The sequence below is a fragment of the Mycobacterium sp. genome (assembly GCF_052145595.1).
Lineage (GTDB): Bacteria > Actinomycetota > Actinomycetes > Mycobacteriales > Mycobacteriaceae > Mycobacterium.
The window spans coordinates 1-26,398 of sequence record NZ_JBKQOI010000022.1; the positions used below are offsets into that span (position 1 = coordinate 1).

General features: G+C 66.6%; 17 protein-coding genes, 1 tRNA gene and 1 pseudogene. 11 read left to right on the plus strand and 8 right to left on the minus strand.

Translation table 11 applies throughout. The features are described from left to right. Nucleotides 1–318 precede the first annotated feature (318 nt). A complete protein-coding gene (locus tag ACLP4W_RS01590; protein ID WP_442383459.1) occupies nucleotides 319–1,401 on the minus strand; it encodes an IS110 family transposase in 1,083 nt (360 codons plus the stop codon). Nucleotides 1,402–2,244: 843 nt separating this feature from the next. Here ACLP4W_RS01590 and ACLP4W_RS01595 point away from each other — a divergent pair. The 3 genes from ACLP4W_RS01595 (at nucleotide 2,245) to ACLP4W_RS01605 (ending at nucleotide 5,368) form a co-directional block, all read left to right on the plus strand. Then, a tRNA-Tyr gene (locus ACLP4W_RS01595) sits at nucleotides 2,245–2,354 on the plus strand. Nucleotides 2,355–2,613: 259 nt separating this feature from the next. After that, nucleotides 2,614–2,877 carry a PE domain-containing protein gene (locus tag ACLP4W_RS01600; protein ID WP_442383461.1) on the plus strand — a complete coding sequence of 88 codons (264 nt, stop codon included), beginning with the start codon at nucleotides 2,614–2,616 and terminating at the stop codon, nucleotides 2,875–2,877. Nucleotides 2,878–2,965: 88 nt separating this feature from the next. Then, the gene (locus ACLP4W_RS01605) at nucleotides 2,966–5,368 is read left to right on the plus strand and encodes a PE family protein (RefSeq protein ID WP_442383463.1); all 2,403 of its coding nucleotides are present in this window, start codon (nucleotides 2,966–2,968) and stop codon (nucleotides 5,366–5,368) included. Between the two features lie 130 nt (nucleotides 5,369–5,498). On the opposite strand, the gene ACLP4W_RS01610 is transcribed toward ACLP4W_RS01605, so the two are convergent. Continuing rightward, on the minus strand, nucleotides 5,499–5,864 hold the full coding sequence (locus tag ACLP4W_RS01610; protein ID WP_442383465.1) for a VOC family protein: 366 nt from the start codon (nucleotides 5,862–5,864) through the stop codon (nucleotides 5,499–5,501). A 640-nt stretch (nucleotides 5,865–6,504) separates the two neighbouring features. On the opposite strand from ACLP4W_RS01610, the gene ACLP4W_RS01615 reads away from it, so the two are divergent. Beyond that, on the plus strand, nucleotides 6,505–8,196 hold the full coding sequence (locus tag ACLP4W_RS01615) for a DUF7159 family protein (RefSeq protein ID WP_442383467.1): 1,692 nt from the start codon (nucleotides 6,505–6,507) through the stop codon (nucleotides 8,194–8,196). A 139-nt stretch (nucleotides 8,197–8,335) separates the two neighbouring features. Here the strand turns inward: ACLP4W_RS01615 and ACLP4W_RS01620 are convergent, their stop codons facing one another. Continuing rightward, the gene (locus ACLP4W_RS01620) at nucleotides 8,336–10,321 is read right to left on the minus strand and encodes a molybdopterin-containing oxidoreductase family protein (RefSeq protein ID WP_442383469.1); all 1,986 of its coding nucleotides are present in this window, start codon (nucleotides 10,319–10,321) and stop codon (nucleotides 8,336–8,338) included. A gap of 258 nt (nucleotides 10,322–10,579) precedes the next feature. On the opposite strand from ACLP4W_RS01620, the gene ACLP4W_RS01625 reads away from it, so the two are divergent. Then, nucleotides 10,580–11,872, plus strand: a complete 1,293-nt coding sequence (locus tag ACLP4W_RS01625) for an NRAMP family divalent metal transporter (protein WP_442383471.1) — start codon at nucleotides 10,580–10,582, stop codon at nucleotides 11,870–11,872. Between the two features lie 12 nt (nucleotides 11,873–11,884). Here ACLP4W_RS01625 and ACLP4W_RS01630 read toward each other — a convergent pair whose 3' ends face one another. Next, on the minus strand, nucleotides 11,885–13,144 hold the full coding sequence (locus ACLP4W_RS01630; protein ID WP_442383490.1) for a hypothetical protein: 1,260 nt from the start codon (nucleotides 13,142–13,144) through the stop codon (nucleotides 11,885–11,887). A gap of 295 nt (nucleotides 13,145–13,439) precedes the next feature. Here ACLP4W_RS01630 and ACLP4W_RS01635 point away from each other — a divergent pair, with 295 nt between their 5' ends. After that, the gene (locus ACLP4W_RS01635; protein ID WP_442383472.1) at nucleotides 13,440–14,852 is read left to right on the plus strand and encodes an amidase; all 1,413 of its coding nucleotides are present in this window, start codon (nucleotides 13,440–13,442) and stop codon (nucleotides 14,850–14,852) included. 307 nt (nucleotides 14,853–15,159) lie between these two features. Here ACLP4W_RS01635 and ACLP4W_RS01640 read toward each other — a convergent pair whose 3' ends face one another. Beyond that, nucleotides 15,160–16,134 carry a DUF1254 domain-containing protein gene (locus tag ACLP4W_RS01640; protein ID WP_442383474.1) on the minus strand — a complete coding sequence of 325 codons (975 nt, stop codon included), beginning with the start codon at nucleotides 16,132–16,134 and terminating at the stop codon, nucleotides 15,160–15,162. A 21-nt stretch (nucleotides 16,135–16,155) separates the two neighbouring features. Next, nucleotides 16,156–17,391: a cytochrome P450 gene (locus tag ACLP4W_RS01645; protein WP_442383476.1), complete on the minus strand. Its 1,236-nt coding sequence runs from the start codon at nucleotides 17,389–17,391 to the stop codon at nucleotides 16,156–16,158. Nucleotides 17,392–17,683: 292 nt separating this feature from the next. Between ACLP4W_RS01645 and ACLP4W_RS01650 the strand changes: the two genes are divergently transcribed. After that, entirely contained in the window at nucleotides 17,684–19,051 is a 1,368-nt protein-coding gene (locus ACLP4W_RS01650; protein WP_442383478.1) for a cytochrome P450, read from the plus strand. Here the strand turns inward: ACLP4W_RS01650 and ACLP4W_RS01655 are convergent, their stop codons facing one another. Both ACLP4W_RS01655 and ACLP4W_RS01660 read right to left on the minus strand, forming a co-directional pair. After that, entirely contained in the window at nucleotides 19,052–20,218 is a 1,167-nt protein-coding gene (locus tag ACLP4W_RS01655; protein ID WP_442383480.1) for an FAD-binding domain, read from the minus strand. A gap of 39 nt (nucleotides 20,219–20,257) precedes the next feature. Beyond that, nucleotides 20,258–21,508, minus strand: a complete 1,251-nt coding sequence (locus ACLP4W_RS01660; RefSeq protein WP_442383482.1) for a cytochrome P450 — start codon at nucleotides 21,506–21,508, stop codon at nucleotides 20,258–20,260. A 119-nt stretch (nucleotides 21,509–21,627) separates the two neighbouring features. Here ACLP4W_RS01660 and ACLP4W_RS01665 point away from each other — a divergent pair, with 119 nt between their 5' ends. The 4 genes and pseudogenes from ACLP4W_RS01665 to ACLP4W_RS01680 form a co-directional block, all read left to right on the plus strand. Next, nucleotides 21,628–21,999, plus strand: coding sequence for a hypothetical protein (locus tag ACLP4W_RS01665; RefSeq protein ID WP_442383484.1), 372 nt, complete (start codon nucleotides 21,628–21,630; stop codon nucleotides 21,997–21,999). 35 nt (nucleotides 22,000–22,034) lie between these two features. Next, complete coding sequence (locus ACLP4W_RS01670; RefSeq protein WP_442383486.1) at nucleotides 22,035–22,478, plus strand: hypothetical protein; 444 nt, start codon at nucleotides 22,035–22,037, stop codon at nucleotides 22,476–22,478. A gap of 347 nt (nucleotides 22,479–22,825) precedes the next feature. After that, entirely contained in the window at nucleotides 22,826–25,681 is a 2,856-nt protein-coding gene (locus ACLP4W_RS01675) for a PE domain-containing protein (RefSeq protein WP_442383488.1), read from the plus strand. Between the two features lie 452 nt (nucleotides 25,682–26,133). Continuing rightward, nucleotides 26,134–26,398: pseudogene (locus ACLP4W_RS01680) on the plus strand (galactose-1-phosphate uridylyltransferase); the annotation flags it as partial.

Here is a 26,398-nt window from a genome sequence, read left to right on the forward strand (position 1 = left end):
ATGCGCAGCCCCACCATCGGCTCCCCGGATCAAACTGATATACGGGCTCACCAGCGCCAAGAATGATCGACCTCGGCGAGCGACCGCACCCGATTTTCCCGCATGCGCGGGCGTCCCCGGAAGGGGACCACACAACTGATATACGCGGGTTGGGTACCGCAAGACGATGGTTCGGCGCGAACGGTGGCTGCTCTCTAGGGTCGGGCGTCACACCGAGATTTGGTGGATCTCGTTGTGGCTCATAGGTGTAACGCAGGTCCAGTTCGCCTACCTCGCCGTGGGTCGTAGCTGAAACCGATCAAGTCCTGCTGTGATGTGTCACTCCAAAGTGGCCAGTGACCAGCACCAGCCGGCGAGTTCGCGGGCGATCGCGACGTTGGCCACGACGTGGTGCTTCTTGCGCTCGTTGAAGCGGCACCACTGTTGGTGCAGGCGCCGGTTACCGGCGTGCCCACGTGCTTTGAGCGCGGGGTCGACTTTGGCCCAGCGGGCCCGCATTGTCGGACCGGGATTGCGGTAGGAGGCCCGGTGGTGCCAGGCCGCTTCGATCAACAGCCTGCGCACGTGGGCATTGCCGGCCTTGGTGATGGAGCCCTGTACCCGAGATGCTCCCGAGGAGTACTCGGTGGGGACCAGGCCGACGTAGGCGCCGATCGAGGCGCCGGTGAACCGGGTCCAGTCGCCGATCTCCACGGTCAACGCCAGCCCCGTCAGCGCCGAGATGCCGCGTAGACACCCGAGCCGGTTAACCATGTCGGCGAACCGGGGCAGGCCGCCGACTTCGACGATCTGCTCATCGAGGCGATCCCGAGCCGCCGTAGCGTTTAGGACGGCATCGAAGTGATGATCGAAGGCGGCCGCGGTGTGCGGGTCGTCGAAACGCTGACGTCGTAACCAGGTCTCGTGTACGCCATTCCATGCATGTCCGCCCGAATACACCCGCCCCTGGCGTAGCAGCAGTTTGGACAGTCGATGACGCGCCCGCATCAGATCCGCGCGGGCGTCCTCGCGAGCCCGCACCAGATCGCGGGCCGCTTCCACTTCCCGGTCAGGGACCGTCACCGCGGTGATCTCACCCAAGCGCCGCAGCTTGGTCAGATGCGCGGCGTCCCGGCGATCGGTCTTGACCCGATCCCCGGGCGGCCGGATCAACTTCGACGGCGCAGCGACCAGGCACTCGATCTGGGCTCCGGTCAACGCACGAGCCAAACCGAACCCCGTGGGGCCAGCCTCATAGGCCACCCGCACCGGTCCTCGCAGCCGGTGCAACCAGTCGAGAATTTCGCCGTGATCGGGACACAGCCGCGCCCGCTCAACGTGGCCTGTTTTCTCATCGACGGCATGCGCAACCACCGAAAGCGCATGCACATCCAACCCGACACTCGTACCGTTGAAACTCACCGGAGGCCTCCTGATCTGCAACTGTGGCTCTACCGGAGCGAGTCTTCACCCGCCACCGGCAACCCACGTCCGATTGCAGCCCGAGGCCTTCGGCCTCGAGTCAGCCTCCATACCGTCTAGTCCGCGTCTGAGTAGTTGATCGGGCCGCCCCTGCTCTCCTCGCGGGCGGGCCCGATCTCGTCGCCCGCGGCCCTCGCGTCGTATTAGGGGGCAGCCAACTCCATGTCGAAGAATGTGCGAGTACTACACCCTTGTCAGAGGCTCACAATGCGTAGGGAGAAGGCCGGTGGCGCCGGTGGGGCTGGCACTCCGCCCACGCAGGGCGGGCCCGGTGGGACCGGTGGTAAACCCGGGTTGGCCGGGCCGTTCGGCCAAGGTGGGATGTCCGGCCAAGACGGACCACACGGCTGACACGGGTTGAAGCAGGTCCTTCGCCCAGGTCTTGACCGCGGGGCTTTGGTGGATCCGTCTCGCCGCCTCGACCGAACCCAGTTGTTCGACACCCTTTAACCACTCGACGCGCCGATGGTGCTGAGGCGCCACGGAAAGCCAAGCCCTGGGCCGGGGTTTAGTCGGTGGTGCGGTCTTTGGCGAGCAGTGCGCGGCGGGCGCGGGTGCGGTACGAGGAAATCGGCGAACCTCCGCGCATGCTCGACATTGAGACTATCGTCGGCGAACTCCGGCTACTCGCCCGCGCGTGGCGCGTCGCTCGCAATATGACTGGCTGCACGCCGAGCACTGTGAGGGGCAACGGTGGCCGAAATCCGGCCGCACCTTGTCACGGCGTTGTCACAACTCGGCGGCAACACGCAGGCATCCGGTGACATGCCCTGACACCATTAGGGCAGGTCAGTGGACTTCACCACATCTGTCGAAATCTCGTGAACATGCGTCCTGCGGACTGTAAATCCGTCGCGAAAGCTTCACAGGTTCGAATCCTGTACCTGCCACCAGCAATGACTTGACGGCCCCCGGAGTCGCCGGGCGGTGTCCGGGGCGCGTCGTAAAGCCGGGGGCGCTGCCGCATCGGCGTGAAAAGTGAACGGCCCGGCGAACAGCTTCTCGAGGTGGCACCTGGTCGGCACCCGTGTTTTGAGCTAGTTTGCCATGAGACTACAGAGTTTGTTGCCGGGTAAATGTGCTGCTATTAGTATGTAAAGTTCTGCTAAACATAGCTGGCGGTCCAATTGGTTGGCCGCGTGGGAGGCAGCGATGTCGCATCCGAACGCTTCGCCGGAAGTGTTGGCCGCGGGGGCGGCTGATGCTGCACGGATCGCTTCATCGATCCGTGCAGCAAACTCGGCGGCGGCGGCGCAGTTCCGGGCGTTGAGCGCTCGGCCTGGCCATCAGTTTGATGGGCGGTACTGCCTCAGATGGTGCCAGCGGGCTTTGAGCGGGTTTAGCTTGCGCCGGTTATGGGTAACGGGACGTCGATCAAGTGGTTTGGCGGCGCCGACGTCCGGAGGCGGAGAGTGAGGGATTTCGGTTCTAGGTCGCCTTGGTGGGCCACGACGACGGTGGTGCGGCGGTGTAGAAGCGCCGGGATCTTTGTTGGAGGTCAACGATGGCATCTGTGATCGCGGAGCCGGCTGCGTTGGCTGCCGTGGCGGCGGATCTGTCGGGTTTGGGCTCGTCGATTAACGCGGCTCATACCGTGGCGGCGGCCTCGACGACGTCGCTGGCTGCTGCGGCAGGTGATGAGGTGTCGGCGGCGGTCGCGTCGGTGTTTTCCGATTTCGGTGCGGAATTTCAGGCGTTGAGCTCGCAGGCTGCGCTGTTTCACAGCGATTTCGCGCAGTTGTTGGCTGGGGCGGGGAGTTCGTATGCGGCTGCAGAGGCGACCAACGTTTCACCGTTGCGGGCCGCGCAGGAGCAGGTGCTGAGTGCGGTCAATACGCCCGCCCAGCTGCTTTTCGGGGCTCCGCTAATCGGCAACGGCGCCGACGGGACCGCGACCAGCCCGAATGGCGGAAACGGCGGGCTCTTGGTGGGTAACGGTGGCAACGGTTGGAACTCGACCACCCCCGGCGTTCCCGGCGGTAACGGGGGTAATGCCGGGTTTCTCGGTAACGGCGGCGCTGGCGGGTCCGGCGGGGCCGGCGCGAACGGCGGGAACGGCGGCAACGCTTCCATCTTGGGTAACGGTGGTCTGGGTGGGATCGGTGGGATCGGCCAGGCTGGGTTGAACGGCGGGAACGGCGGGAACGGCGGGGCCGGTGGGTTCTTGGTCGGTGTCGGCGCAGCCGGCGGGGATGGCGGGGCGGCTGCGAGTTCCTCCGGTAACGGCGGTAACGGCGGTAACGGCGGCGACGCCGGCTTAATCAACCTCGGCGGCCCAACCGACTTCATGGCACATCCCGGGAACGGCGGTAACGGCGGCGCTAGCACAGTTGGCACCGGCGGCAGCGGCGGTGCCGGCGGGGCTGGCGTCTTCCTCGCCGGCAACGGCGGCAACGGCGGCAACGGCGTCAACGGCGGTAACGGCGGCACCGGCGGCGCAGTGTTCAACAACGATCTGGGAGGCCTTTTACCCTTAACCGGCGAAACCGGCGGCACCGGTGGGACCGGCGGAAACGGCACCACCGGCTTCGGTGGGAACGGCGGCAACGGCGGGAACGCGTTCTTGGGTGGCTACAACTTTATCCATCCCTTTTACGTTGAGGCCTACGAGAGCAATAACCTTGTCAACAATCTCTTTGCGTCCGTTTTCACGAGCTACCTGAATGGGGGCACGGTCCTCGGCGGAGTCGGCGGACTCGGCGGAACCGGGTTGGGCGGCATCGGCTCCACGGGTGCCACGGGCCTGGCCGTCAATCAGCAGGGCGGTATTGCCCTAACTGGGATCAACTTGCTCGGCAACGACGCACCCAGCGGCACTGATCCGATCATCGGAAATAACTTGACGGACGTGGGAATCCAGATCAACGAGATAGGCGGCGTACTTCAACAGGGTAACTTTATCGAATTGACGGGTGGAATGATCGGTAACGGCGCTAACGGGACAGCGGCGCACCCTAATGGTTACAACGGCGGATGGTTGTGGGGCAACGGCGGAAACGGGGTTAACGGCGGCAGCGGGGGTAACGCCGGTTTCTTTGGTAGCGGCGGTGCCGGAGCCGCCGGTGCGGCCGGCGCGGCCGGCGGGAACGGCGGGGACGCGCTGCTTATCGGTAACGGTGGGGCTGGCGGCGCCGGCGGGGCCAATGGGCTTCTCGGCGGCGGTGCCGGCGGTAACGGCGGTAACGGCGGGTTCTTGTTCGGTAATGGTGGGGCCGGTGGTGTCGGTGGCGCCGCGAACGTGGGTAACGGCGGTGCCGGCGGGAACGGCGGCAGTATCGGGATTTTCGGTACACCGGGCGACGGCGGTGCTGGCGGGGCCAGCACGGTTGGTATCGGCGGTGCCGGAGGGAACGGCGGAAGTGGCGACTATAGCGGCGGTAACGGCGGAATCGGTGGGAACGGCGACCTCGGCGGCGGCGCTGGCGGCAACGGGGGGAGCGCCTTCGCCGACGGATACGGGTTCTCCATCACCGGCGGGAACGGTGGCAATGGCGGTAACGGCACCGGCCTGGCCGCGTCCGGCGGTGCGGGCGGCAACGGTGGCGATGCGATCATGGGGAGCTTTCCCTTCGGTACGATGGGTACCGCTACCGGCGGCGAGGGCGGGGTCGGTGGAACCGGCGGCGTGGGCACCGGCGACGCCGGCAATGGCGGCATAGGCGGCAACGGCGGCGCTGCCTTCGACTACTCCGGGGGCGCAGCCATCGGCGGGGCTGGCGGAGCCGGCGGCGCCTCGGCTAACGGCGGATTGCTCGGGACCTTCGGCGTCGGCGGAAATGGGGGCACCGGCGGCAACGCTTACGCGATCGCAGGGGCGATAACCACTGCCGGGGCGGGTGGGGCTGCCGGTACGGGCCCGAACGGCAACGGCTCCGCGGGTTCCAGCGGCACCGACGAGACGGTGTAGCGAATCGCCCGGGCGGGATTCTCCGGAGATTGGACACACCCGCCCCGCGACCGCGAAGTCTCCCACGTCCTCCAACCACCAACAACGAGCGCGAAAACCGTTGCCGCAACATAGGGTCTGGTATCAAACCTTACCACTCGACGCCGGTGGAGACGCAGAACTCATTCTGCTCGGGGTCCGACATTCTCACCCATTGGGTTCCCCCAAAGCTCTGCACGCCTTCGTCGATGTGACGAGCGCCGAGTGCCTGCAGCCGGTGGACCTCGGCCTCGACGTCGTCGACCACAATGTCGACGTGCATCCGGTTCTTGCCCACCTTGGGTTCGGGTACCCCTTGAAGAAGAAGGGGTGAAGCGATCCCTTCTTTGGGAACGAGCACGGCCAGAGTCGCGTCCGTGTAGTGGTCGCGATAGTCGAGCGCCTCGCGCCAGAACTTAGCGAGCCTCTTTGGCTCTTGACAGTCGAGCACGAGTTCCACTGTTGCCTTGTGTCCCATCGCTTGCCTCCCGGTCGGAATACCACTCGGCCAGCAACGATAAGGGGCTAATGGAAGAAACCCGACTGGTTATCAACCTTGTTGAAGCCCCCCGAGTCGTTTCTGCCAATGTTTTGGTAGCCCGTGTCGAGAACCTGCGTGTTTAGCAAGCCCGAGTCACCTCCCTTCACAGTGGGGTTTCTCGGCCGGCCTTTCTCAGGCGATCGCCACCGCGGGTGGCGGCGCCAGCCGCCGCGGCCGCAGTCGTCATACTGATCGCCGAACCGATTCCCGACATATTGCCGGCTGCTGTCGGTATGCCCGGCTGAATGACCACCAACGCCATTCCGAGCCTCCCGCAACGACGACCCGTGACCACCCGGTCATCATCGAGTCGACAGTCAGCCAATATTTTAAGATCCGGCCCTCCGGAAAACCAGCAGTTTCACCACAACCCGAACCGGCGAGCGTCGCGATGGGTTTCCACGAACTGTGCCGCCAATAATGAGCCGCAACGGCAGCGCCCAACGCTTCATACCCTCCACCTAGCTAGGGCTACAGCGCTGCCAAGTTTTCGCGGCGAGCATCTTTCTTTATCAGTCGGCCCGCGCGGCGCTCTCCTCCGTCCAGGCCGTTCTCGGTAGCAACCTTTGGAGGAGCAATGGACATTGTGCTCGGGGCGTCCATATCACCCTCAACGATCCGCATGGTGCTGTTGGAAGGTGAAAACGCCGACGGCGTCACCGTCGAATCGGGCAATTCGACGACCGCGGCCGATCAGATGCTCACGGCGATTCTGGATGCGCGCGAAGGGGTGGACGAGGGCGGCGACCAGGTGCGCTCGATTGGCGTGACCTGGACCGATCAGCTGGAGGTGGCCGCGTTGCGAGGAGCGTTGGCCGCGCGCGAGGTCGAGGACGTCACGCTGATCTCGCCTTTCTTGGCCGCCGCGGCACTGGCGCAGACTGCAGGGCGGGCAAGTGAATATGACCGCATCGCAATGCTTTTCATCGAGCCCGCGTGCGCGACTTTGGCCGTCGTTGACGTTGCCGAGGGTTCAATCACGGATTTGCGCAAAGAGCCGCTGAACACGGTGGACGACGCGGCGGAAGTCACCGAGATGATCGCCCGCCTCGAGTCGCGGGAAACCTGCCCGGAGGGCTTGTTCGTCGTCGGCTCAGGCGTCGACATTGCCCCGATCACACCGCAGTTGCAGACGGCCACCTCGCTTTTGGTGACCGCGCCCGAGGAGCCGGAGACCGCGCTGGCCCGCGGCGCGGCGCTGGCTTCTGCCAATGCACCCCTGTTCGCCTCGTCCACCGCAGCGCTGGCCTACGCGCAGAATCCCGGCACCGGCGAGGTGGACCTCGATGCGGTGGCTCCCGGTCACTTCTATGTTTCTGATGTTCCTTCCGGCGGCGAGCCGGGTGATGAGGAGCTCGCCTACAGCGCGGTGCCAGACGAGGAGGCCGACGCTCTCACCGAGGTCATGGATACCGCTGAGGACGGCGGCACGGACGCGAGCGAGCAGCGGCGCAGGCCGGTCCTGCTGTTAGGCACCGCGTCTGCTGTTGTCGCCATTAGTGCGGTGGTGGCGATGGAAGTTGCACTGGCGCTTGGTATCCGCCCGGGAGTCACTTTGCGTCCCAGCCCCGGCCACGACCTCATCGTCCCAACCGGGCAGGCACCCGCGCCGTCGGCTAAATCGTCCGGGCCGCAACCCAGATCTATTTCCCAGTCGGGCGCGGTGGCGGCGCCGCATCCGTTGAACCCGCCCGCTCCGGTGGGACCGCCGCCCGCTGCGCCGATTTCCGGGGCTCCGTCGGTGCCAGTGCCGGTGGTGGTCCCTCTTCCGGGCGTGCCGGATCCCGCGGCAGTGGCCCACGCGCCGGCTCCCGATTCGCCGCCGCCTCCGCTCAACCTTCCCGCGCCCCAACCGCCGGCGCACGCCCCGGCACCGCCACCGGTGTCTCAGCCCCCGACGCACGTGCCGGTGTCGCACCCGCCGGTTCACGTCCCGGTACCACAGCCGCCGGCTCACGTTCCCGAGCCTCAACCCCCGATCCACTTGCCACCGCCCGATGCTCCACGGCCCCAGGACATGCCGGGCCACGAATCTCCCCCGGTCCCGGGCACGCCGGGCCACGAATCTCCACCGGCCCCGGACATTCCGCCGGTCCGCGGCGGTGAAAGCGGCACTGGCGGCGGTCCTGGCGACGACGTCGGCGGTCACCCCTCGGGCGGTGGCGGCAATGAAGGTGGCGCTGGCGTTGGCGGCCACAGCGGCGGCGAGATCGGCGGCGGCAGCATCGGCGGCTCCAGCAGCGGCGGCTCCAGCGGCGGTGGGGGGTAGCGAGATCAGCGGAGGCGCCTCCAGCGGTGGCGGGGGCGGCGAGATCAGCAGTGGCGGCTCTAGCGGCGGTGGCGGCGGCGAGATCGGCGGTGGCGGCCACCACTAGCCGTGGGTGGAGCGTTGAATCCCGACGACCGAGTCACGCCGGGTGCAGGCTCACGGGTATGCCGGAATAGCGCACCATGCCCGTGACGACATCGATGTCGTCCTTGTTGGTCAGGCGATTGACGTTGGCCACGTGGTGGCCGTGCGGTATCGACACCGCCCCGCGCCGGATCGAATCGTCGACTTTCGCAATGCCGGTCAGTTGCCCGTTGGCGCTGCGGACGGTTACCTTTTGGCCGCTCACCACGCCCGCGACGGCGCCATCGTCGGGATGGATGAGGATTTCGGGGGCTTCACCCAAAAAATCGAGCTGTCCATTCAGCTTCTTGCGCTGCCGGCGCGGCACCATCACCAGGGGCGCGGGGGGCTGAAGAGCGGCGAGTTGATCGACGAGCAGCGGCGGCGCCAGCCGCCAGCCGCCCACCCGCTCGATATGCTCCTCAACCCATTTCGCCGGTAGCTCGCGGGGGACCTCCGCCCAACCCGTGGCCGCCACCTCGTCGTATTTGGTCCGGGCGCCGGCCAACAGAACGGCGAGCACGTCGTCGTCGGTGCTGGTCTTTGGGTCCCCGAGACTGCCGAGCTCATAACCGAGCCGCCGGCCGATCTCGGCAAAGACCCACCACATCGACCGCCGCTCGCCGACCGGCTCCACGACGGCCGGGCTGTACTGCACGGACACCCGGGAACTCAAAATGTCGTGAATCGTGATGTCGGGCCGCTCCAGCGGATCCTTGGTCGGTAACACATGGGTGGCCAACTCCGTGGTCTCGTTGTTGATGATCTCGGTGGTGGCGAACACTTCGAGGTTCTGCAGGGCCGGGATCAGCTTGCCCGTCTCGGGGAAGCTGGTGACCAAGCTGCCGCCGACGTTGATCAGGGCGCGGATGTTCCCCGCCTCGATTTCGTCGGGCAGCACGGCACACGGCCACTCGTTGATGAACGCCTGCGCCTTCGGGCGGCTGCGTGGGCCGGGACCGAACGATCCCTCGATCGGTGTGATCGGCAGCAGGTCGCCGAAAGCCTCCAGCTGATAGGCGAATCCGGGATGGAACCACGTCCCGCCGGGACGGTTCATCGCGCCGGTGAGGATCATCAGCACCCACGCCAGCCACTGGGTGACATTGGCCCGGTCGGCCGTCATGGTGACGCCGGTCCCGGTTTCGATCGCGACGCACTTGGCGGCGCGCACCGCCGCGCACAGCCGCGCCAGCTCGGTGTCGGTCACATCGGCGAGCCTCGCGGTGTGCCCTAACGTGAACGGCTCGACGGCGGCCGCCAGCGCGTCGATGCCCTGAACCGGCACATCCGTCTTCATGCCGTCGCTCAGAATCTCGCGAACCAGATAGGCCAGCACCGCGTGGTCGGTACTGGGACGCGGCGCCAGATGGCCGGTGGCCAGTCGCGCGGTCTCCGTGCGCCGCGGGTCGATCACCCACACCTGCCCGCGCCTGGCGATGTCGCGCACCGTGCCCGTCGGGTTGGGCATCGAGATCGCGTGGCCATGCGAGACCACCGGGTTGACGCCGACCAGCATCAGAAAGTCGGCGTTGTCGAGGTCCGTTCGGCCGGACAGCCCCATGAATCCACCCACCAGATCCGAGACCAACGGTTTGGCGGTGCCGTCGATGGTCAGTGGGCTGAACTTTGCCGGGGTGCCGATCGCCGCGTGTAAGGCTTCGGCCATCCGGAATCCGGCGCTCTCCATGGTGCTGAAGTAAAAGGCGACCGACTCGGGCCCGTGCCGGTCGATGATGTCCTTCAGTCGCGTGCCCAGATCGTCGAGACAGGCTTCCCACGTGGCGTCCTGCAGCCGTCCGTCCACCCGCATCCGCGGATGTTCAAGACGGTCCGGGTGGTGGTGCAGCAGCGGCAGCGCGCGACCCTTCGCGCAGGTGTAACCGTGCGAGAACGGATGGTCCTGATCGCCACGGACCCGGATCACCTCGTCCCCGTCGACGTCGACGAGGATCCCGCAGACGGAGGTGCAGACGCGGCAAAAACTACGCACCGTTTGCATACTTTTAGAACGTACTCTCCGTATCGGAGAGGAACAATCACACTTCTGGCAATGATGTTTCTGGCAGCAAACAGCTTGTGACGTGGCTCGCTGGGACGTTGGTCCTCTTGCCGGGTGGCACTAGGCCCTATTGAGGTTTGCCGGAGGCCCGAAACAATCGCTGGTTAGGCGAGGCTTAGTTTATTGTCGTTTGTTGTCAGCTAGTTGTGTGCGGGCCCGGTGGCGCGAGACGCCATCGTACGAAGGAGTTGGTCAAGGGTGACCGATACAACCGCACGAGTGGCGGACGCGTTCGACCAATCCTCGGATTTGTTGTCCCGCCGTCGTCGGTGGTTGCGGTGGGGACTGCTGACCGTGTGGGGTCCCGGCCTTGTGGTGATGTTGGCCGACACCGACGCGGGGTCGCTGATCACGGCGTCGCAGTCCGGCGCTCAGTGGGGCTATCGGATGGTGCTGCCCCAGCTGATCTTGATGCCGATCCTCTATGTCGTACAGGAAATGACCGTGCGGTTGGGCATCGTCACCAAACGGGGACACGGCGCGCTGATCAGAGAACGGTTCGGCCGCGGCTGGGCGTGGGTTTCGGCGTTCACACTGTTCGCGTCGGCGATCGGAGCACTGCTGACCGAGTTCGCCGGTGTCGCCGGGGTTGGTGAGCTTTTCGGGGTCTCGCGCTGGGTGAGCGTACCGGTCGCGACCGCGGCGTTGTTGGCGCTGGCCTTGACCGGCAGCTATCGGCGGGTTGAGCGCATCGGTCTTGCCGTCGGCGCGGCCGAACTGGCGTTTCTGGTCGCCATGGTCATGTCCCGGCCTGACCCGAAAGCGCTTATGCACGGCCTGTCGTCGATGCCGTTGGGCAACCCGTCGTATCTGCTGCTGGTGGCGGCCAACGTCGGCGCAGTCATCATGCCCTGGATGATCTTCTATCAGCAGGGCGCGGTGGTCGATAAGCAGTTGTCGGTGGCCACGATTCGGCAGGAGCGGCACGACACCGCCGTCGGCGCGGTGCTGACCCAACTGATCATGATCGCGGTGGTAATCACCGTCGGCGCGACGATCGGGACACACAACGGCGAGGCGACGCTGGATACCGTCGGCCAGATCTCGCAGGCGCTCACCCCGTACCTGGGCCACGTCGGCGGTACCGTGTTGTTCGGCCTGGGGATGCTCGGCGCGGCGCTGGTCGCCGCTATCGTCGCCTCCCTCGCCGGCGCGTGGGGACTCTCCGAGGTCTTCGGGTGGCGGCATACCCTCAACGAGCGGCCCAACCGTGCCACCGCCAAGTTCTACATCACCTATGCGCTTGCCCACATCGTCGGCGCCGCGCTGGTCTTGGCCAGCGTCGATTTGGTCAACCTGGCGGTGGACGTCGAAGTCATGAACGCCCTGCTGCTACCCATCGTCCTCGGCCTGCTGCTCGCGTTGGAGGCCAAAGCGCTGCCCGAGCAGTGGCGCATGCGCGGGCTACGCAAACACATCACCCGCGCCCTATGTCTTGTCGTCATGGGTTTCGGGCTCTATATGGCCCCGCAAGCCCTCGGCTGGATGTGAGCGCTTAAAGCTTCAGAACCAGGGGCCGGGAAAGCGGCCGTCCTGATCTTGGACCATCACGATGTCCTTGCAGTCTCCGTTCAACGCCGCGGCATTCTCACCGCGGCATACCAGCGTCCAGCCCGATATCCGCGCAAAGGGCCGCACGGACCAGGTTGTCGAAACCGGATCGGTAGCGGGCAAGGCGATCACGGCAAAGGTGTTGCCGACGTTGGTGACGTAGAGGTGGTCTTCGAAGAATGCCAATTTGGAAATCGACATTTTCTGCGCGTCATCCCGGGTCTTGAGCAAATCCCAATGCTGCGTCCGCAGGTTCCACACCCCGAACCCGAACTGCGAGTTATCCGAATCGCGCCCATCAACGAACAATTTTCCTTCCGACAGAGTTGCGGCCAATCCGCCGCCGGAAATCCTGTCCGAGTCGCCGATCTTGATGATGGACTTTGCGTTCAGATCGTAGAACATCGTCGACACGACCGGTGGGTTGTACGAATCCCCGTGCGTGATCTTCACCAGTTTGTCGGGGCCGTCGGATAATTCGGCATCGACGGTCCAGATGTCGTTGTCTTGGTATATCGCTTCGCCGCTCGGCCGGCGCAACTCCGCTCCCGACGTCTTGCTTGCGTCGGTGTTGCGTTGAAATGAAAGGACGTCCTGCCAAACGCGGCCCGGCTGCGGGTCGTTCCACATCATGGACAGATCGGTAGGGGAAAGGATGACGGTGCGAGGCGGCGACGCGGTGCTGTGCCCGTCGGTGAAGGCGTTTACCCACGCCACCCCCGACGCGGTCGCGGCCAGCCCCCATTCGTTCGCTGCGGTCAGATTCAGGTCAGGGGTGGGTGCCTGCAGTTCTTTTGTCGCCAGTGGCTGGTTCGTCTTGAGGTCGAACGCATATGCGGTCGCCTTGGTGACTTCGGGTTCTGACGCTTGCGCCGGTTTGACGGTCGTCACCACGTAGACGACCTTCATGTCGTCCGCCGTGCCGGTCAGCGCACACATGCCACCGGTCAGCTTCTCGCCGGCGGGGACCGCGGGGATTGCCGGTGCTACGTATTGTCCTGTCTTCGTATCGAATACCTTGGGGCGGATTTCCTCGAGTGCCGAATCGTTGAGTGAAAATTTATCGGGACAACCGAAGTACGCCGTTCCGCCATAGCTTTTCCAGTCTTTTTCCAACGGACCCGTTACCGGAGGCGGCGCCGGAGCCGTGCTGCTGGTGGTGGTTGTCGAGCTTGAAGTCGAGGTGGTCGGTGTGGCCGCGGGCGGACCCACGGTTTCCGAACAGGATGCGACGACGAGGCAGACGGTGGACACCACCAGGGCAAGTCTGTATTTGGACACAGTTCCCCCCTTAGCCCCATTCATCAACAAAACCCCCGTTAAAGTTCGTGCAACCAACGAGCGTAGAGGCGGCTCGGTGCAACCGCGACTCGGGTACGGCGGTGTTTATGCGAAGCTGAGACTGACCTCACGTGTCCAACTGCCAACAGGCCGCGCGTCACGCTTGTGGTCTCTCGACGGTGGTAGACCGAGACACATGAGTGGTCTTGCCGATCAGACACGCTGGATGGACGCCACAGACCAGGCTGCGCTGGTGGCCAAGGGCGAGGTCGCGCCGAGCGAGCTGCTGGAGGCCGCGATCGAGCGGATCGAACAGTCGAACCCGTGGTTGAACGCTGTGGTTATCGAGTGGTTCGATCACGCCCGGTCCGTGGCCGCCGATCCGAACCTGCCCGACGGACCGTTCCGCGGCATCCCATTTTTGCTCAAGGACCTGTATACGAGTTTCGCCGGTCAGACCCTTTCGAACGGCAATGCGGCGCTTAAAGGGGCGGGCAAGATCGACGCCGCCGATACCACGCTGGTGGCCCGGTTCAAGGCGGCCGGGCTGGTCATCGCCGGACGGACGAATAGCTCCGAGATGGGCAGCCTTCCGACCGCACAGCCGATTGCTTGGGGGGCGACCCGCAACCCGTGGGCGCTGGACCGCACGCCGGGCGGGTCGAGTGGCGGCGCGGCCGCAGCAGTGGCCGCCGGGATGGTCCCTTTCGCTAACGCTTCGGACGGGGGCGGGAGCATCCGCATCCCGGCGTCGTGCTGCGGGCTGGTGGGACTCAAGCCGAGCCAGGGGCGGATCACGGTCGGCCCGGCGCGCGCCGAGGCGGGACTTGGGGTCGAACTGTGCGTTAGCCGCACGGTGCGCGACACGGCGGGGCTGCTCGACGCGGTGCGCGGTCCCGGTGTCGGTGACACCGTGATCGCACCGGCGCCTCGGCGGCCGTACGTCGAGGAGGTCGGCGCCGACCCCGGTCGGTTGCGCATCGGGCTGCTCGACGTCCATCCGCGCCGGGACTTCCTGCATCAAGACTGCGTCTCGGCGGTGCGCGTCGCCGCGTCGATTTTGGAGGGGCTTGGGCACATCGTCGAGCCGGCGTGGCCGGCGTGCCTCGCCGATGTCACGTTGCCCCAGAAGTTCATGGCGCTGTGGGCGACGCAGATGGCGATGGCAGTGCGCGGGTTCAGCGAGACGCTCGGACGCGAAATGACCGCGGACGACATTGAGCCGGTGAACTGGGTGCTCGCCCAGCAAGCCCAGCGGTTGACCGCCGTCGACTACGCCGCGGCGCAGGCGGCGGGCTGGGCCTTCCGGCGTGCGCTGCAGCAGTGGTGGGCGGACGGCTGGGACCTGCTACTCACGCCAACGTTGGCCGAACCGCCGCTACCACTGACGGAATTCGAGAACAATCCCGAGCATCCAACCGCACCGATGCGCCGCGCCGGGCAGTTCGCCGCGTTCACGCCGCCCTTCAACTTGAGTGGGCAGCCGGCGATCAGCCTGCCCCTGCACCGGAATGCCGAGGGCTTGCCGATTGGCATTCAGCTCGCCGCCGCCTACGGCCGGGAGGACGTCCTCATCCGTGTTGCCTCTCAACTGGAATCGGCCCATCCCTGGTTGTCAGATCACCCGGGGATCACCTGACACTGGCAGCGTGGTCCGGCGGAAAGTGTTGGCGGACTGGGAAGCGGCCGTGTGTTCATGCCCGACACAAGCCAACAATCAGCGCTAGCTGGCCGGCGACGCCGACGATCTTGCTGCTGTTCTGGTCGCCACGACAGACGGTCTGAAGGACCTCGGCGCGCTCATAGACCGTCCCGGCCGGGCACGCTCGGCCTGCGAACGACGCATGAACACTTTGGTCACGGTCGTAGACAGTTTCGGCTCGCGCGAGTCGTCTGGCTGATTGCGGTGCCACCTTGCCCGCGCGTCTGCCGTGTGAGTTGTTCGATCACGAAACCTGTTCGGCTTCAGGGAATGTCCACTCGCCGTTGAGGATCTTGGCTTGCGGTCGATAGAGCCGGACCAGGTAATTCCACCCCGGCGTGATCGGCAGGCAGTTGGCCGTCGCGTCTTCGCAGCCGCCGAACTGGATGATGATCTTGCCGTCGGCGGCGCGTTGGGCGGTGAGGTTGTTGAGCGAATAGGCGTTTCGCTGGTTCGGTGTGAAGTATCCGTCTTTGTTGTAGACGGTGACCGACCAGAACCCATCGACCGGCACCTGATCCACAACGAGCCGATACGCGGTCGCGCCGTCATTGCCGGCCCGACTGAAGCTGAAATACATGGCGTCCTTTTCGGGATTGCCGCCCCACGCTGCGGCTGACCCGAGCAGATGTCGGACCGCGTCGGTGTCGTTCTTGGTGCCGAACATCCTCTTGGAGTCGGACAACGTGGCCGCGAGTTGGAGGAGCGCGTCCCGCACCGACTTGTGACTGACGGGGTCCCAATTCGGAATGTCGAAACTGCCGGGGCTGTCCTGTTGCACCGCGACGGCGTCCTGTAGTGCGTGGACCTTCGCGAGGTCGGCGTCGTCGTTGGGATCGACCAGCGTGCGGACGGCCACCATCACATATCGCGTGCCTATGTCGCCGCGGGTCAGGGTACGTTCGCCCTGCCCGTAGAACACCGCGGGCACGTAATGGTCTTCGGTGATCACCTGCATGGACATGAATCGACCGCGGGCGTCGGGCAGCGAGATCGTGACGGGCCCGGCGTCGAGGTCGAAGACGCCCGCCGAATACAGTGTGTCGCGGTTCGAGCGGATTACCAGCTGCTTGTCCATGGGCGTGAGTTCCCGGATGTGGTTGAACTTCCCGAACCCGCCATCCTTGACGACGTTGCTGAAATAAAAATCGCTTTCGGCCCGGGTGAAGTTCTCCGCCGACACCAGCACCGCGCCCTCAGGTGTCGTGCGCGCGTTCATCGTTCGGACGATACGCCGGGGCTACCGGTCCGTGTCGAACTCGATGGGCAGACTCTTTGGCCCGCTCAGGCTGACCATCGACTTCCATGGCACCGGTCCGGCCACACGCGGGTTGCGCATCCGATGGGTGAGGACGTTCAGCGCTTCGGCAATCTCGCGCCTGGCCAGGTTTGCGCCCAGGCAGTAGTGGACGCCGCCGCCAAAGGTCAATATCGGCGGTGCCCCCGCACGAGTTATGTCGACGCGATCGGGGTCGTCGTACACCGCGGGATCACGGTTGGCCGCAGCGGTATTCACCAGGACCATGGTGCCGGCGGGAAACGTGTAGCCCTCCAGTTCGGCATCCTCGATCACGAGTCGAAGGGTGCCGCACGCGATCGGCGAATGCCGCATGGTTTCCTCGACGGCGGGCATCGCCAACTCGGGGTGCTCCCTGAGCAGCTCCCACTGCTCCGGGTGCTCGCACAGGACATGCACCGAGGCGGCCACTTGGTTGCGGGTGGTGTCCGTCCCCGCCAGCAGCAGGCCTCCGGCGAGCATGCGCAGTTCGGCGGTGTTGAGGCGATCGCCGTCATCCTCGGCGCGGATCAGGTCGGAAAGCAGGTCGTCGGTCAGGCTGTGCCGGCGCCGGGCGACCATGTCGTCGACGTAGTCGTCGAGCTCACCCCACGCACGCATGACGCCGGGTTCTACTTCGCGGATGTCGACGCTGAAGCTGAAGGCTTTGAAGACGTCGTCCGCCCACAACGAGAACTGTTGCCAGTCCTCGCGGGGTGCGCCGAGCAGCGCGCAGATGATCGGGACCGGGTAGGGGCGTGCGATGTCGGTGACGACGTCACAGTGGCCCGAGTCGGCGACCCGATCGACTATCTCGTTCATCACCTCGACCATGGTGTCGTGCAGGCGCAGGGTCGCTCGAGGCGTGAATGCCTTGGACGTCAGGCTGCGGAGCCGATGGTGCGCGTCTCCCTCGAGGCACAACAGGCTGTTGACCATCTTGTCCCACAACGGGCCCGAAGTGACGCCCTGGGCGAGCAGATTTATGCCGGGCGGAATCTGGAATCGGGTGTCCCGAAGAACGGAGCGGACGAGGTGGTAGGAGAGCACTTCGGGCCCGAACGGCCCCATCGCGATGGAGGCCTGTCGTTGCGCTGCCTGAAGGCGGGGATAGATCTCGGCGGGAGTTTCCTCGGCGTCGTAGACCAGCGTCGGTAGGTCGGCATCGAAAACGCTTGCGGCAGTAGCGCCTACGGTCATGATGGTCTCCCGCCGGTGCAGTGCGGTTCCACGAGGCTCGGGTTCGCGGACGACTTCGACACAATGTATGGCCACCGCAGGTCGCTGTCAACGATCTCGGCTGCCAGACTGAACCTTCGACATCGACCGATCATCGCTCTACTAGTGGTTTTCCTGGACTGCTTCGCGACGCCGCGGATTGGGGCGCCGACTGTCCCAGTCGCCATACATAAAAGCAAATATGTATTGCCTTTAGTCGGCCCCTCGGCTGCGTTGCTGCCCTGCCCTGGACATCGGTCGTAGAATTGTATGCATGGGCAATAATTCGTCCGCCACACTTCCACCTGGACCCCGGCTTCCCCGGTCGGTGCAGGCCGCATTGGCGGTGGGCTATGGACCGCGCTTCGTGGCGGCCTGTGAGCGTCGCTATGGCAGTGTCTTCACGCTGCGCATCGCGGCGATCGGCACCATGGTGTATCTGGCCGATCCCGCCGATATCAAAACCGTGTTCGCCGGCGACCCGCGGGTCTTTCACGCCGGCGAGGCGAACCAGATGTTGAGCGGGCTGCTCGGAGACAGCTCTCTGTTGGTGATCGATGAAGACGTGCATCGTGACCGGCGCCGCCTGATGCTGCCGCCATTCCATCGCGACGCCGTCGCGCACCAAGCCGGGATGATGGCCGAGATCGCCGCGGCGAACATCGCCGGGTGGCCGGTGGGCAAGAGCTTCGCGGTGGCGCCCAAGATGTCGGAGATCACCCTCGAAGTGATTCTGCGAACGGTCATCGGCGCCACCGACCCGGCCCGGCTCGACGCGCTGCGTAAGGTCATGCCGCGCCTGCTCAACGTGGGTCCCTGGGAGACGCTGGCACTGGCCAAACCGGAGCTGCTGCAGCGCTGGCCGTGGCGAGGGCTGCGTCGGCGAATCGCAGAAGCCGACGACTTGCTCTACGCCGAAATCGCCGACCGTCGCGCCGATCCCGACCTGGCCGCGCGCACCGACGTGTTGGCCATGCTGGTCCAAGCCACCGATGAGCACGGACGTACCATGACCGACCGCGAACTGCGTGATCAGCTCATGACGCTGCTGGTGGCCGGCCACGACACCACCGCGACGGGGCTGGCCTGGGCGTTGGAGCGTCTGACCCGCCACCCGGCCGTGCTCACCAAGGCGGTGCAGGCCGCCGAATCAAGTGCGGCGGGCGACCCGAACGGCGACGAGTATCTCGACGCGCTGGCGAAGGAGACGTTGCGGATCCGTCCGGTTGTGTTCGACGTGGGCCGGCGACTCACCGAACCGGTCGAGTTGGCCGGCTATCGGCTGCCCACCGGGGTCATGGTGGTCCCGGGAATGGGGCTGGTGCACGCCAGCCCGACGGTCTATCGGGACCCGGACCGATTCGACCCGGATCGGATGCTCGGCGCCACCCTGGGCCCCACCACGTGGTTCCCGTTCGGCGGCGGCAACCGTCGCTGCCTGGGCGCCGGCTTCGCCATGGTCGAGATCCGCGTGGTGTTGCGGGAAATATTGCGCCGGGTGGAATTGAGCACCACTACGGCGGCCGACGAACGGCAGAAGCTCAAGCACGTCATCCTGGTACCGCAGCGCGGCGCGCGAATCCGCGTCAATGCGATCAGGGACGTCCCATTGCCGGCAGCGACGCAGACGCTGGCAGGATAGCTATATGCCGTAGTCGGGCAGCTCGAAGTCGTCGCGTACGCTGCCCGCGAAAAGTGTTGCCAGCGGCCCAAAATTCATCGTGCGCATCGCCACGTTGCGAAACCACAGGCCGAAACGGGTCCTCGTCGCGAAAAATGGGATATAGCGCACCGCACCGGTTTGCTTGGTCTTGATGAACGGACGCAGGCGCGCCTCGTAGGCATCGAAGGCGCGGCGGAAGTCGCCGCGGCCGCGCGCGAGCTCGCCGGCCAACACGTAGGCCTCGGTGATCGCCAGGCCGGTGCCCTCGCCGCCGAGCAACGAAATGCACCCGGCCGCATCACCGATCAGCAGCACCCGGCCACGCGACCAGCGATCCATGCGGATCTGGCTGACGACGTCGAAGTACAGGTCGTCGACGTGGTCGAGCGCCGCCAGGATTTCCCGGCCTTCCCAGCCGACATCGCCGAACTCGTTGCGCAGCTGATCTTTTGGCGCGACAGCGGCGCTCCCGTGCTCGGCCCGGAAGATGAACAAGAACATCGTGCGGTCGCCGCGCAGCGCGAAACGCGCCAGCTGCCGGCCCGGGGTGCTGTAGGTGACGTAGACCAGCTCGTCGCGCGGACGGTAGCCGTCCACCACGCAGGCCGCTACCCTGCAGCCCAAGTAGTGCTCGAAGTCCTCCTCCGGCCCGAAGACGAGACGACGCACGTTGGAGTGCAATCCGTCGGCGCCGATGACCAGGTCGAAATCGCGCGGCGCGCCCTTCTCGAAGCGGAGCCGAACACCGTCACTGTGCTCGTCGACGTTGGCGATGCTGTCGCCGAAGATGGTTTCGACCTTGTCTTCGATGGTCGCGTAGATCGCGGCGGCCAGGTCGCTGCGGGGCAGGCTGGTGAAATCGTCACCGATCATGCGGCGAAAGACGTCGACGTCGACGTCCGCTTTGATGTCGCCGCTTGAGCCAACGGAGCGGAGCCATTCAATCTGGTACCCGGCGACGCGGATCGGGTCCTCTATGCCCATGCGTTTGGCGACTTGGTAGCCGACGCCCCAGAAGTCGATCATGTAGCCGCCGGTGCGGAATTTAGGCGCCTGCTCAATCACCGTCGGAGTGTGGCCGGTGCGATAAAGCCAATGGGCAAGCGCCGCTCCGGCCACGCCGGCACCGCTGAGGGCGATTCGCATACTGCGATTGTGCCGCTCGGCGCCGTGCCACCAAACGGGCTAACGGGCGACGGGGCACCCGCCCTGGTAGTTCACCTGCCAGTGCTTGATGCCGTTAATAAACGGTGACCGCAGCCGCTCGGGATCTCCCGCGGGGGTCAGCTCGGGCATGTGGTCGGCCATCGCGTTGAACATCAGATCGATCGTCATGCGCGCCAGGTTGGCACCGATGCAGTAGTGCGCGCCGGTGCCGCCGAATGCGAGGTGTGGGTTGGGGCTGCGCAGGACGTTGAATGAGTATGGGTCGTCGAAGACCTCTTCGTCGAAGTTGGCGGACCGGTAGAACAGCACGACCCGCTGGCCCTTGCCGATCCGCACTCCGCCGAGCTCGGCGTCCGCTGCGGCGGTGCGCTGAAACGCGGTGATCGGGGTTGCCCACCGGATGATCTCGTCGGCCGCGGTCTTCGGCCGCTGCGCCTTGAACAGCTCCCACTGGTCCGGGTACTCGGCGAAGGCCATCATGCCCTGCGTGATCGAGTTGCGGGTCGTCTCGTTGCCGGCGATGCCCAGCGTGACCACGAACATGCCGAACTCGGCGTCGGACAGCCGTTGGCCCTCGGCGTCGGCTTTGACCAGCGCCGTGACGATGTCGTCACCCGGATCCTCGGCCTTGCGCGCCGCCAATTGCATGGCATACCACATCAATTCGCCGGCCGAGGTCAGCGCGTCGTGCTCGGCGAATTCTGGGTCGTCGCTGCCGATCATCTGGTTGGACCAGTCGAAAAGCTTGTCATAGTCCTCCAGCGGCACCCCGAGCAGACCGGCGATCGCCTGCAGCGGCAGCTCGCAAGCCACCTGGCGGACAAAGTCGCCCGACCCCGCTGCCGCGGCTTCGGCAGCGATGCGCTGCGCACGGTCACTCAGATCAGCGCGCAGCCGCTCAACCGCACGTGGCGTGAAGGCACGCGAGACGATCTTGCGCAGCCTGTTGTGTTCGGGATCGTCCATCATGATCATCGATGTCCGGCCGGCCTCGATCTGGCCCGCCGCCTGATCCTCCCGGTAGCGCGGCACGACGGACTTGGCGGCCGACGAGAAGACGTCGGTGCGCAGCGATGCCTCGCGGACGTCGCGGTGTTTGGTCACCACCCAGTACCCCCCGTCGCCGAAACCGCCTTGATCGAGTGGTTGCTCGTTCCACCAGATCGGCGCCGTTCGGCGCAGCTCCGCCAACTCTTGCACCGGTAGCCGGTGGGCATAGATATCGGGATCGGTGAAGTCGAACCCGGGTGGGAGGTTCGGAGTCGTCATGGGATCGCTCCTTGGACTGATGTTAGGGAGATGCTAGCCGCGCCGATGTCGAACGAACGCAAGAATCTCGCAAGGATTTGACGAAAATCCGGCAAGCGGTGTGCGGCAACCTACACAACATGAACACCACTCACCCTTTGAAGCGGGCCATTGCCGGCGTCCTGCTTTCGGGCGGTGTCGCGATGGTCGGGGTGGGGCTGGCCGCGGCCACCGCGCACGCCGACGGGGACCACTGTTCGACAAGATCGGGGTGCTACAAAGGCCCCGGGATGCGCTGGTGCCCAGGCGATTACGTCTGGCCGGGGTTGCAGGCTACGGGGTGGGACCTGAGCGTCTGTCACGTGTACCACGAGCAGTGTCCTCCGGGGTATTACGGTGGTTGCCCCGACAATATCGTCGAGGGACCTCCTCCGCCGCCACCGCCTCCCATCTTCCACACCCGGGAGGAATGCATGCAGGCCCTCGGATTCATCTGCGTGTTCGCTCCCTAGCGCGGACAAACCATTTCCCGGCGGAGGAGCACGAAATGCGCGCCATCACAGTGAGATTCAGCGCCATGAGAATCACGGCGATGGTTGCGGCCGGCCTGTTGGCCGGCGCGGTGGTGACAGCGAGTCCCGCGCAGGCCGAGGTTGCGGTGCAACCCGCGCTGAGTCACTTCTACCCGCAGCAGCCGCCGGCCGCCCCTCAGGGCGACCCCAAGTCGGAGGTGCAAGATCTGCTGCGGCAGATCTCCGATCTGGACGACAGCTGGGACAGTCTCACCCCGGCGCAGCGACAGCAGCGGTTGGCGGGGCTACAGCAATTTCTCCCCACCGTCGACAGAGACGTCCAAAATCTCCCTCCGGATCAACGGCCGGAGGTGGAAGGGATGCTGGGGCTGGCGGTCGTCAGGCTGCTCGATCTGGTAAGGAAAGCTCAGGGCCCGAATCAGCCCTGCTACTTCCCTGCGTGTTTGCCCGGGCTATAGGGGCGTCTTGCGAGCTTGGCCTTGGGGCCGGGCCGCGTAGCTTCTGGCAGCCACCGTCGCCGAACCCGCCTCAACCGGGCGGTTGCTCGTTCCACCGAATGGCGCTATGCGGCGTAGCTCCGCTCGCTCCTGCAGCGGCAACTTCTTGGATGGAGATGCCAGCCGCGCCACCCAGCACCCCACGCGAGGACCAGTCCCTTCGCCACGGCCGCAGGCCGCGTTGAGGTTGTCGCCAAGGCTAACGAAAACCAAAGATCTGGTTATTGCTCGCGATGCATACTAATGGTCTAATCCATACCAAAGTCATATCTCCGACGGTCAAGAAATGGCCTGATAGGAGTACCGCCATGATGTATGTAATCGCAGCACCAGACATGCTGGCGGCGGCCGCAGCGGATGTGGCGGGCATCGGATCATCGCTGAGGGCGGCCACTTCGGTGGCCGCGGCCCCGATTACCGGGGTGATCGCCGCGGCCGAGGATGAAGTGTCGGCGGCGATCGCGTCGCTGTTTTCCAGTCATGGCCAGCAGTTTCAGGCGCTCAGCGCGCAGGCGGCGGCGTTCCATACCGAGTTCGTGCAGGCTTTGAACGGCGCGGGGGGCGCGTATGTGGCCGCCGAGGCCGCTAACGCCTCGCCATTGCAAGCCTTGGAGCAGGCGGCTTCGGGCGTTCAATGGTTTTCGCCCTGGCAGCTCCTGACGGGGCGCCCGGTGTTCGGCAACGGCGCCAACGCGACGATGCCGGGGGGCAACGGCGGTGCTGGCGGGTGGCTTTTCGGCAACGGTGGTAACGGCGCGGCCGGTGGGCTCGGGCAGGCCGGCGGGGCCGGTGGTGCGGCGGGGCTGTTCGGCAACGGCGGGATCGGTGGGCAGGGCGGTGCGGCCGCCACTGCCGGGGGCACCGGCGGGCACGGCGGGGTTGGCGGGACCGGCGGACTGCTGAGCGGTAGCGGCGGGGCCGGTGGCCAGGGCGGCACCGGGGGTACCGGGGCGACCGGGGTGCTCGGCGGCACCGGCGGCACCGGGGGGACCGGCGGGGCCGACTTGGCGCTTTTCGGTGGATCGGGTGGTGCTGGCGGGCAGGGTGGCACCGGCGGTCAGGGCGCGCAGGGTAGCCAAGGCGCGGCCGGAGGCGGACAGGGCACTAACGGCGCCGGCGGCGGGAACGGCGGCCAGGGTGGTGTCGGCGGGGCGGCCGGCGCCGGGACCGGCGGCCATCAGGGTGTCGGCGGGCAGGGTGGCACCGGCGGCCAGGGTGGCACCGGCGGCCAGGGCGGCACGGGCATCGACAACAGCGCCAACCCGGGGGTGGCCGGCGGTCAGGGCGGCCCCGGGGGCACCGGGGGTACCGGCGGCGGCGGCGGGGTCGGGGGCACCGGCTTCGGTGGCACCGCGGCCACGGGGAGCGCCGGCAGCGGCGGCACCGGCGGTCAGGGCGGCACCGGAGGCGGCGGCGGGGAGGGCAGCTCCGGCGCGGCCGGGGGCGGCCAGGGCGGGCAAGGCGCTCTCGGCGGCGGCGGCGGCCAGGGTGGTGTCGGCGGGGCGGCCGGCGGGACCGGCGGCCACCAGGGTGCCGGCGGGCAGGGCGGCACCGGCGGTGGCGGCGGCATCGGCGGTCAGGGCGGGCAGGGCATCGATAACAGCGCCAACCCGGGGGTGGCCGGCGGTCAGGGCGGCACCGGGGGCACCGGGGGTACCGGCGGCGGCGGCGGGGTCGGGGGCACCGGCTTCGGTGGCACCGCGGCGACCGGGAGCGCCGGCAGCGGCGGCACCGGCGGCCAGGGCGGCACCGGCGGCGGCGGCGGGGCGGGCAGCACCGGCAACACCGGCAACACCGGCGGCGGCCAGGGCGGCCAAGGCGCCCTCGGTGGCAGCGGCGGCACCGGCGGCACCGGCGGGGCGGCCGGCGGGACCGGCGGCCACCAGGGTGCGGGCGGGCAGGGCGGCACCGGCGGTGGCGGCGGCATCGGCGGCACCGGCGGGTCCAACACGTCCGGCCAAGCCGGCCAAGGCGGCCAAGGCGGCACCGGCGGCCAGGGCGGCCAAGGCGGCACCGGCAGCAACGGCGGTAGCGGCGGCGGCGGCGGCCAAGGCGGCCAAGGCGGCGCAAGCGGCGGCGCCGGCACCGCCGGCAGCGCGGGCAACCAAGGCTCTGCACCCACCGGCACCACCGGAGGTAACGGCGGCGCCGGCGGCCAGGGCGGTCAAGGCGGCACCGGCAGCGGCGGCGGGGGCCAAAGCCTCACCAAAACCATCCCCCTCGGCTACCACCCAGAGGGGGTGGCGGTCGCCCCTGCCGGCACCCCCAACGCCGGCGACATCTACGTCTCCGTCGACGGCACCAACGGCGGTCCCGGCCAGGTGTTGGTGTTCGACTCCAACAACAACCTCATCAACCAGTACCAGGTCCAAGTTAACCCGCGAGGGGTGGCGGTCGCCCCTGCCGGCACCCCCAACGCCGGCGACATCTACGTCGCCAACCTCTCCGGCGCCGGCGACCAGACTGGCGGCACGGTGTCGTGGATCGACCCCACCACCAACATTGTCCACAACAACATCAACGTCGGGTACCAAGCCGCCCCGGACGGGGTGGCGGTCGCCCCTGCCGGCACCCCCAACGCCGGCGACGTCTACGTCGCCGACTTTGGCTACAACGCGGTGTCGGTGATCAGCCCCTCCAACACCTTGATGCCCACCAACATCGCGGTCGGCAACGGCCCGTACAGCGTGGCGGTAAGCCCCACCGGCTACGTCTACGTCACCAACGCCGACGGCGTCAGCGGCGCCAGCGGCGCCACGCTGTCGGTCATCAACCCTGCGAACAACCCCATCATCAACAACATCCCCATCGGCCCAGCAGGCGGTTTACCGGAAGTGGCGGTCAGCCCCGTCACCGGCGGCGACGTCTACGTCACCAACAGCCTCAACAGCACGGTGACGGTGATCGACCCCACCACCTACGCCGCCACCCCTATGACCCTCAACTACACCCCAACGGGTGTGGCGGTCAGCCCCACCGGTACCTACGCCGGCGACGTCTACGTCAGCTACGACTACAACGGCTTGCCCGCGGTGGCCGTCATCAACCCCGCCGTCACCACCATCTCACTCCCCGCCGGCAACCCCGGGCAGGTGGCAGTGAGCCCCATCACCGGCGACGTCTACGTCACCGACCCCGACGGAACATTGTCGGTGATCAGCTGAGGGCCCGTCGATCGTGCTTTCAGGTTGATGTTGGGCGTGTCGCCGGGTTGAGCCGGTGGTTCGATCCACCGTGGAACTCGTGTTGACGGGGTTTCCCGTTTCCTTGAGGCGACCTTGACGGGCTTTGTGCTAGCTGGTGGTGTCGAGTTCGGCGTCGACGCTGAGCCCGATGCTCAGCCCGCCGCCGCGCTGGGCACCTTCACGCCGTCGCGCGCGCCGGCGTTGATCGCCGGGGTCACGACGGCCCGCTCGATCTGGCGAAGCGCGGGCACAGCGGTCAGATCAGCAGGGAACAGCCGAGCGCGGCCGTCGTCCGGGTCGCCATCCGCAGCCGCAACAGTCCGGGCCCTTTCGTAGAGAACAGTTATCGGGTGACCCCCCTTCGCTGCTGGACACCACATGGTTACCCGAACTGCGTCGCGGCGGCCAAGCTAGTCTTCGACGTCGTGACAATGCCTACGCGGGCAAAGCTGGCCGATGGCCGTGACCTGCTGTTCTTCGCGTTGCCCGGGCATCGCCCGGCGCCGGTCGAAGATCGCAGGCCGTTGCCGGGGCGCGACCCGAACCAGTCGCAGCTGCGGTTCGACCGGTCAACGGGACAGTGGGTGATCATCGCGGCGCTGCGCCAGGACCGCACCTACAAGCCGCCCGCCGACCAGTGCCCGCTGTGTCCGGGTCCGACCGGCCTGACCAGCGAGGTGCCCGCCCCCGGCTACG

Excerpts from the sequence above, each read along its gene's own strand:
- ACLP4W_RS01600 (WP_442383461.1), top strand. The coding sequence starts at position 2,614 with ATGTCGCATCCGAACGCTTCGCCGGAAGTGTTGGCCGCGGGGGCGGCT.
- ACLP4W_RS01670 (WP_442383486.1), top strand. The coding sequence starts at position 22,035 with ATGCGCGCCATCACAGTGAGATTCAGCGCCATGAGAATCACGGCGATG.
- ACLP4W_RS01675 (WP_442383488.1), top strand. The coding sequence starts at position 22,826 with ATGATGTATGTAATCGCAGCACCAGACATGCTGGCGGCGGCCGCAGCG.
- ACLP4W_RS01605 (WP_442383463.1), top strand. The coding sequence starts at position 2,966 with ATGGCATCTGTGATCGCGGAGCCGGCTGCGTTGGCTGCCGTGGCGGCG.
- ACLP4W_RS01610 (WP_442383465.1), bottom strand. The coding sequence starts at position 5,864 with ATGGGACACAAGGCAACAGTGGAACTCGTGCTCGACTGTCAAGAGCCA.
- ACLP4W_RS01660 (WP_442383482.1), bottom strand. The coding sequence starts at position 21,508 with ATGACGACTCCGAACCTCCCACCCGGGTTCGACTTCACCGATCCCGAT.
- ACLP4W_RS01655 (WP_442383480.1), bottom strand. The coding sequence starts at position 20,218 with ATGCGAATCGCCCTCAGCGGTGCCGGCGTGGCCGGAGCGGCGCTTGCC.
- ACLP4W_RS01620 (WP_442383469.1), bottom strand. The coding sequence starts at position 10,321 with ATGCAAACGGTGCGTAGTTTTTGCCGCGTCTGCACCTCCGTCTGCGGG.
- ACLP4W_RS01650 (WP_442383478.1), top strand. The coding sequence starts at position 17,684 with ATGGGCAATAATTCGTCCGCCACACTTCCACCTGGACCCCGGCTTCCC.
- ACLP4W_RS01640 (WP_442383474.1), bottom strand. The coding sequence starts at position 16,134 with ATGAACGCGCGCACGACACCTGAGGGCGCGGTGCTGGTGTCGGCGGAG.
- ACLP4W_RS01615 (WP_442383467.1), top strand. The coding sequence starts at position 6,505 with ATGGACATTGTGCTCGGGGCGTCCATATCACCCTCAACGATCCGCATG.
- ACLP4W_RS01635 (WP_442383472.1), top strand. The coding sequence starts at position 13,440 with ATGGACGCCACAGACCAGGCTGCGCTGGTGGCCAAGGGCGAGGTCGCG.
- ACLP4W_RS01645 (WP_442383476.1), bottom strand. The coding sequence starts at position 17,391 with ATGACCGTAGGCGCTACTGCCGCAAGCGTTTTCGATGCCGACCTACCG.
- ACLP4W_RS01665 (WP_442383484.1), top strand. The coding sequence starts at position 21,628 with ATGAACACCACTCACCCTTTGAAGCGGGCCATTGCCGGCGTCCTGCTT.